The sequence below is a fragment of the Candidatus Fusobacterium pullicola genome (genome assembly GCA_018883725.1).
In the GTDB taxonomy this organism is placed as follows: Bacteria; Fusobacteriota; Fusobacteriia; order Fusobacteriales; family Fusobacteriaceae; genus Fusobacterium_A; species Fusobacterium_A pullicola.
In genome coordinates, this window is record JAHLFN010000031.1 from 1 (window position 1) to 6614 (window position 6614).

Sequence of the window (6614 nt, forward strand, 5' to 3'; positions counted from 1 at the left end):
TCTGTATGTGGTTATAGAGATGGCAAGAAAACTCTTGATGTAAGAGAGTGGACTTGTTCAGTTTGTCATACTCATCACGATAGAGATATAAACGCAGCTAAAAATATATTGACTGAAGGTCTAAGAATAAAGCAAGCAGTCTAAAAATAAAAGAACCGTAGGAACTACGGGGTTAGCTTGGTAAATATAGTTGGTTAACAAAAGCAACTACTTCCCAAGAAGAAGCTCCCATTTCAAAAATTACAAAGTAATTTTAAGTGGGAGAGGTTCACTGGTACAAAAAAGAGAATGACCTATTCAGGTTACTCTCTTTTTTATTAATTTTTATTTGATTTATTTTTGAAAATATATTATACTATAGAACTGAATATATATTATATTTTTATGGAGAAAAAGAGGATGGGAGGTATATAAAAATTGAAATATAAAACAGAAGATATAGACCTCTTAATAGACTCTCTTAAAATAGAAGAGGTAGTGGGAGAGTTTGTAGAATTAAAAAAAGCAGGTGCTAATTACAAAGGATTATGTCCATTCCATCCAGATACAACACCATCTTTTATGGTAAGTCCTAGTAAGAATATATGTAAATGTTTTGTTTGTGGTGCAGGTGGAAATCCCATTTCATTTTATTCACAATATAAGAAGATTAGTTTTTTAGAAGCTATAGAGGAGCTGTCAAAAAAATATGGTATTCCTATAAAAGGAATTGATAATAATAGTATAAAACAGCAAGATAATTATGAAAAATATTATGAGATAATGAGAGAAGCTCATAATTTTTATAAGGATATGATATTTTCAAATCAAGGAAGAGTTGCTTTGGAATATCTTGCAGGTAGAAAACTAAATCCAAAAATTATTAAAGAGAATGGTTTAGGATTTGCACCAGATAGATGGAGTGAGTTAAATGATTATCTTCTATCTAAGGGTTATGAAAGTAAGGATCTTTTAAAACTTGGATTGATAAAAGAGGGAGAGAATGGGAATAATTATGATGTATTTAGAAATAGAATAATGTTTCCAATATACTCCACAAAGGGAGAGGTAATAGCTTTTGGAGGAAGAACATTAGAAAAAGATAAGGAAACTCCAAAGTATATAAACTCACCAGATACCCCAATATTTAAAAAAGGTAAAAATCTATATGGATTAGAGAGAAGTGGAATAATAAGAAAGAAAAATTATGCTATGTTAATGGAAGGGTATATGGACGTTTTATCTGCTTATATCTATGGGTTTGATGTAGCACTAGCTCCTCTAGGAACAGCTTTGACAGAGGAACAGGGAATCTTATTAAAAAAATATACTTCCAATATAATTTTATCTTTTGACTCTGATGCTCCAGGGCAAGCAGCTACTGAGAGAGCTGGTCTTATTTTAAAAAGTTTGGGATTTAATATCAGAATTTTAAAACTAGAAGGAGCTAAAGATCCAGACGAGTATTTAAAACAGTTTGGAAAAGAGAGTTTTCTAAAATGTGTTAAAAATTCAGTAGAAATATTTGATTTTTTATTTAGCTACTATCTGAAAGAGTATGATCTAAGTAATATGATGTCTAAACAAAATTTCATAAATAGGTTTAAGGAGTTTTTTCAGTGTGTAGATACAGAACTAGAGAAAACACTATATTTAGACAGACTTTCTAAAGAATTAGAGATTGAAAAAGATATATTAAAAGATATTTTAATAGATAAAAATAGAAAAAAATCAAGGAAATTCGAAGAAGATTTAGTAAATATAAATATGGGGGAAGAGTCTGAAATTATAAATAGGGTTGAAAAAGATACCGTTTTTTTAATTTTAGCAAATAGAAAATATTTTGATTATTTTAGAGATAAGAATATAAAGGGCTCTTTAACTAAAAAAATATATCAATATTTAAAAAGTTCTGAAGCTGATGAAAGTGTAGTCAATATTCCAGAACATATAGAGTTAACATCTCAAGAAATGGAACAGTGGCAACTTATAATTTGTTCACTAATAGAAAATAGTTCGAATGAGAAAAAAATAGAAGAGTTATTAAAAGAGACTTTTTTATCTTGGTTTAAACAGGAGATAGAGAGTAGTTATCGAAGAGTCAAAAGTATGGATTTGGTAACAGGGTTGATGTTAGTTAACAAAATAAAGCAATTAGAAATAGCTTTAAGTAAAACAAATAGTTTTGATGAGATAGAAAATATGTATAAAAATTTTAAAGAGATAATAAATTAATCTATAAGTTATTTAGAGGAGGCTCAAATAATGAGAGAGTTTATAAAAAATGAAAAAGTTCTAGCTTTAGTTAGAAAAGCTATGGAGAATAAGTGTATCACTTATGAAGAGATTAATGATGGGCTTAAAGATGATTTTCCAGTTGATAAAATAGAACAGTTAATAACTGGAATGATAGATCAAGGTATAGAGATAGTAAGACAAGAGGATATAGAAAAAACAAAAAAAATAGCTAAAGAAGTTAAGGCAAAAGAGGAAAAAGCTAAAAAAGCAAAAGAGGGAACTACTAAGAAAACAACAAGAACAACAAAAAAGAAAGAGAAGGAAGAGATTCTAGAAGATGATATTATCGATGATGATAAATTCGATGATTTTAAAGATGACTTCAAAGATGAGGATATAGATATTGATCTTTTTGAAAAAGATTTTGAAAAAGATGATTTTTTAGAAGATGATGATTTTGATGATGTTTTAGATGGAAAACTAGATGATTTTGATGATGACTTTGATCATTTCAATCCTGACGATTTAGAGGATCTTGGAGATGATGAGTATATAAGTGATGATCTTTTCACTCTTTCTGGCGATATGAAAGTAGATGAGCCGATAAAGATGTATCTACGTGAGATTGGACAGATTCCATTATTAAGTCATGATGAAGAGTTAGAGTATGCAAAGAGAGCTTTAGAAGGTGATGAATGGGCAAGTCAACAACTAATAGAAGCTAACTTGAGATTAGTTGTAAGTATAGCTAAAAAGCATACAAATAGAGGATTAAAACTTCTTGATCTAATACAAGAGGGAAATATAGGACTGATGAAAGCTGTAGAAAAGTTTGAGTACACAAAGGGATATAAATTCTCTACATATGCTACTTGGTGGATAAGACAAGCAATAACAAGAGCTATTGCAGATCAAGGAAGAACTATCAGAATACCTGTTCATATGATAGAAACAATAAATAAAATTAAAAAAGAAGCTAGAATTTATCTTCAAGAAACTGGAAAAGATGCTACTCCTGAGGTTTTAGCAGAAAGACTTGGAATGGAGGTAGAGAAGGTAAAAGCTATTCAAGAGATGAATCAAGATCCGATTTCTTTAGAAACTCCAGTAGGAAGTGAAGAAGATAGCGAATTAGGAGATTTCGTAGAGGATAATAAAATGCTAAATCCATATGAATTAACAAATAGATCATTACTAAGAGAGCAACTAGATGGAGTATTAAATAGCTTAAGTAGTAGAGAGGAAAAAGTACTAAGATATAGATATGGACTTGATGATGGTTCTCCTAAAACATTGGAAGAGGTTGGAAAAATTTTCAAGGTAACAAGAGAGAGAATCAGACAGATAGAGGTTAAGGCACTTAGAAAGTTAAGACATCCAAGCAGAAGAAAGAAATTGGAAGATTTTAAAGTATAATATATTTGGGAGAGAGGCTGGAAATAGAGATTTTATCAGCCTCTTTTTAAGCTTATAAAAAGGAGAACAGAGTATGGAAAAGATAAATGTAATAGATTTTGAAAGACAAGTTGTAAAAAAATATTTTGATGAAGAGGAGTTTTTAAAATTTTTAGAAGAGAAAAGGGAGCTAGTATTAGATTACTCTAAACTTTCATTAAAAGAGTTAGAAGAGGAAGATTTAGAGATAATGGGAGAAGAGAGTGTAATTGATTATTTAGAAGAGGTTTCTAGTATAATTCCAAATCAAGAGGAGAATGAAGAAGATTTTGTAGTACAAAATCTTCCAGTAGTAGCCTCAATAGCATTTAACTATTTAAGAGAGGGAGTTGCATATTTAGATGTTGTTCAAGAGGGAACAATGGGGCTTATGAAAGGAATAGCTCTATATGATGGAGAAAAATATGGAGATTTTGAAAATTATAAAAAATATTGGATAATTAGAGAGATGGTAATCTTTATAAATAGCAAGATTACAGATATAAAGAATGAGTTTAAAAGATTTTTTAAAGATAAAAGAGAGAATTTTGGAAAAGAGGAACACATACATAGTGAAGAGGACGGAGAGGTGTACTTAAAAGAGGAAGACCTACTTCCAAGCTTAGAAGCAATTAATAAGAGAGAGAAATTAATGGAGAGAACTATTGAGTTTGGAGCCTTAAAAAATAGACTGAGTTTAAGACAAATAGAGGTACTTAACTTATATTTTGGATTTGGAGCAGAGAGGAGATTTTCTATTTTTGAAATAGAGGAAAAATTAGGATTAAAAAAGGGAGAGGGAGAGATTATTTTTGAACAAGCTCTTTTAATTCTATCAACAATGGAAGGAAAGATATTTTTATGATAACTAAAGATGTAATAAGGGAATTAGAATTAAATTTTCCTAAAAATTTAGCAGAAGAGTGGGATAATGTAGGATTATTGATAGGAGATAATAAAAGGGAGATTAAAAAAATTCAACTCTCTCTTGATGCTACTGAAAAAGCTATAGATAACGCTATAGAAAATGGTGTTGATATGTTAGTAACACATCATCCAATGATATTTAAAGGGATAAAAAATATAGATTATTCAACTTTATTAGGAAGAAAAATAATCAAATTAATAGAGAATAGGATAAATTTATATGCCCTTCATACTAATTTAGACTCGGCATTAAATGGGTTGAATGATTATATTATAAAAGAGTTAGGAGTAAGCAATTCTAAAGTTATAGATGAAAATATTAATGGAGAGAATTGTGGAATAGGAAGAGTCTATAAATTAGACAAAGAGACAACAATAGCTAGCTATATTAAGTTATTAAAAGAGAAACTAGAGATAGAAAATGTAAGATTGGTAGGAGAGGAGAGTAGCTTAATAAGAAAGATTGCTATTGTAAATGGGTCTGGAATGAGCTACTGGAGAAAGGTAAAAAAATTAGATGTAGATCTATTTATAACTGGTGATGTGGGATATCATGAAGCTTTAGATGCTATGGAAAGTGGATTAAATTTAATTGATATTGGGCATTTTGAAGGTGAAAAATGTTTTGCTCAACTTTTAAAAAGTTACTTTGAAAAAATGTCAATAGATGTTATAATCTACAATGATGGACCGATTTTTAAAAATTATTAATTTGGAGAGTTAGTAATGAAAAAAGGATTAATGATAATTGGATTTTTTTTAATGAGTATTTTTACATTTGGAAAATTTAATGATCACTTAAATTTATTTAATGAAAATCAAAAAATAGAAATTGAAAAGAAGATAGAAGAGATAAGTGGAAAAAGAGATATAAGTGTATATATCAATAGCTTTTCAGAAGATGAAGGGTTTGTAGCAGAAAAAGCTGAAAAATTAGTAATACTTAATTTAATAAAAACAGATAATAGTAAATTAAAAATTGAATTAAAGTTAACTAAAGATATAGAAGCTGATGAAGTTCAAGATGCTATTAATGATTTGTTGAATACAAGTGAACAGTATATCCAAGAGAAGCAATTTGACAGATATACTTTAGAAATTTTAAGTGGATTAGATGGTATTTTAGCAGAGATAAAAATAGAAGATCCTATTGTTATAGAAGAAGAAGTAGTAGAGGAAAAAGAAAATAAATTTTTTATAATAATGGGAGTTATATTTTTTATAATTTTTGCTTTGATAATAAGAATACTTATGGTAAAATATAAAAAGAGTTTTAAAGAAGAGATGGAAATAGTAAGTAGAAAAAAATAAAAAAAATTTAGGTATTAAAGTTAATTGCTGCTTAAACTTTTTAAGGAGAGGAAAGTCCGGGCTCCACAGAGCAAGAGGGCAGCTAACGGCTGCTAAAGGAAACTTTAAGGAAAGTGCCACAGAAAAGAAACCGCCATTAAAGGTAAGGGTGAAAAGGTGGTGTAAGAGACCACCAGTTCTTTAGGAAACTAAAGAAGCTAGGTAAACCCCCTCTGGAGCAAGACTAAATAGGAAAGGTTAAGGGCTGCTCGTCCAGCTTTCAGGGTAAGTTGCTTGAAATTATAAGTGATTATAATTCTAGATAAATAATTAACATAAACAAAACCCGGCTTATTTAATGCCTAAAATAATTTTTTAAAAAAATAAAAAAAAGTATTGACGAAAAATATTATTTATGATATTATAATCTTTGTCCGCGAGAGAGCGGCATAGATGAATAAATAAGGACATTAGCAACAGAATAGAGAAAGATAATAAATGCAAACACAACAATAAATTGGTGTAATAAATAATCAGTAAATTTTACTGAGTTAAATAGATTGAACGAAGAGTTTGATCCTGGCTCAGGATGAACCCTGACAGAATGCTTAACACACATGCAAGTCTACTTGATCCTTCGGGTGATGGTGGCGGACGGGTGAATAACGCGTAAAGAACTTGCCCTGCAGACTGGGACAACATTTGGAAACGAATGCTAATACCGGATATTATGCGAGTCTCGCATG

The 6614-nt window shown here is 29.6% G+C and carries 6 protein-coding genes, 1 rRNA gene and 1 other RNA gene; all 8 read left to right on the forward strand.

The features are described 5' to 3' along the window. Positions 1-144, forward strand: a 144-nt coding sequence (locus IAA47_03700) for a transposase (protein MBU3842076.1), incomplete at its 5' end; no start/stop codon positions are given. A gap of 273 nt (positions 145-417) precedes the next feature. Continuing rightward, positions 418-2214 (forward strand): DNA primase, encoded by a 1797-nt coding sequence (dnaG, locus tag IAA47_03705; GenBank protein ID MBU3842077.1) that lies wholly within the window; start codon positions 418-420, stop codon positions 2212-2214. Positions 2215-2244: 30 nt separating this feature from the next. Next, the gene (gene rpoD, locus IAA47_03710; protein MBU3842078.1) at positions 2245-3633 is read left to right on the forward strand and encodes an RNA polymerase sigma factor RpoD; all 1389 of its coding nucleotides are present in this window, start codon (positions 2245-2247) and stop codon (positions 3631-3633) included. 73 nt (positions 3634-3706) lie between these two features. Next, the gene (locus IAA47_03715; GenBank protein ID MBU3842079.1) at positions 3707-4516 is read left to right on the forward strand and encodes a sigma-70 family RNA polymerase sigma factor; all 810 of its coding nucleotides are present in this window, start codon (positions 3707-3709) and stop codon (positions 4514-4516) included. Next, entirely contained in the window at positions 4513-5289 is a 777-nt protein-coding gene (locus tag IAA47_03720) for a Nif3-like dinuclear metal center hexameric protein (protein MBU3842080.1), read from the forward strand. Before IAA47_03715 ends, IAA47_03720 begins: the two co-directional genes overlap by 4 nt. A 15-nt stretch (positions 5290-5304) precedes the next feature. Then, entirely contained in the window at positions 5305-5889 is a 585-nt protein-coding gene (locus IAA47_03725; protein ID MBU3842081.1) for a hypothetical protein, read from the forward strand. 7 nt (positions 5890-5896) lie between these two features. After that, positions 5897-6238, forward strand: an RNA gene (gene rnpB / locus IAA47_03730) — RNase P RNA component class A. A 191-nt stretch (positions 6239-6429) separates the two neighbouring features. Beyond that, positions 6430-6614 (forward strand): 16S ribosomal RNA (locus IAA47_03735); the annotation flags it as partial.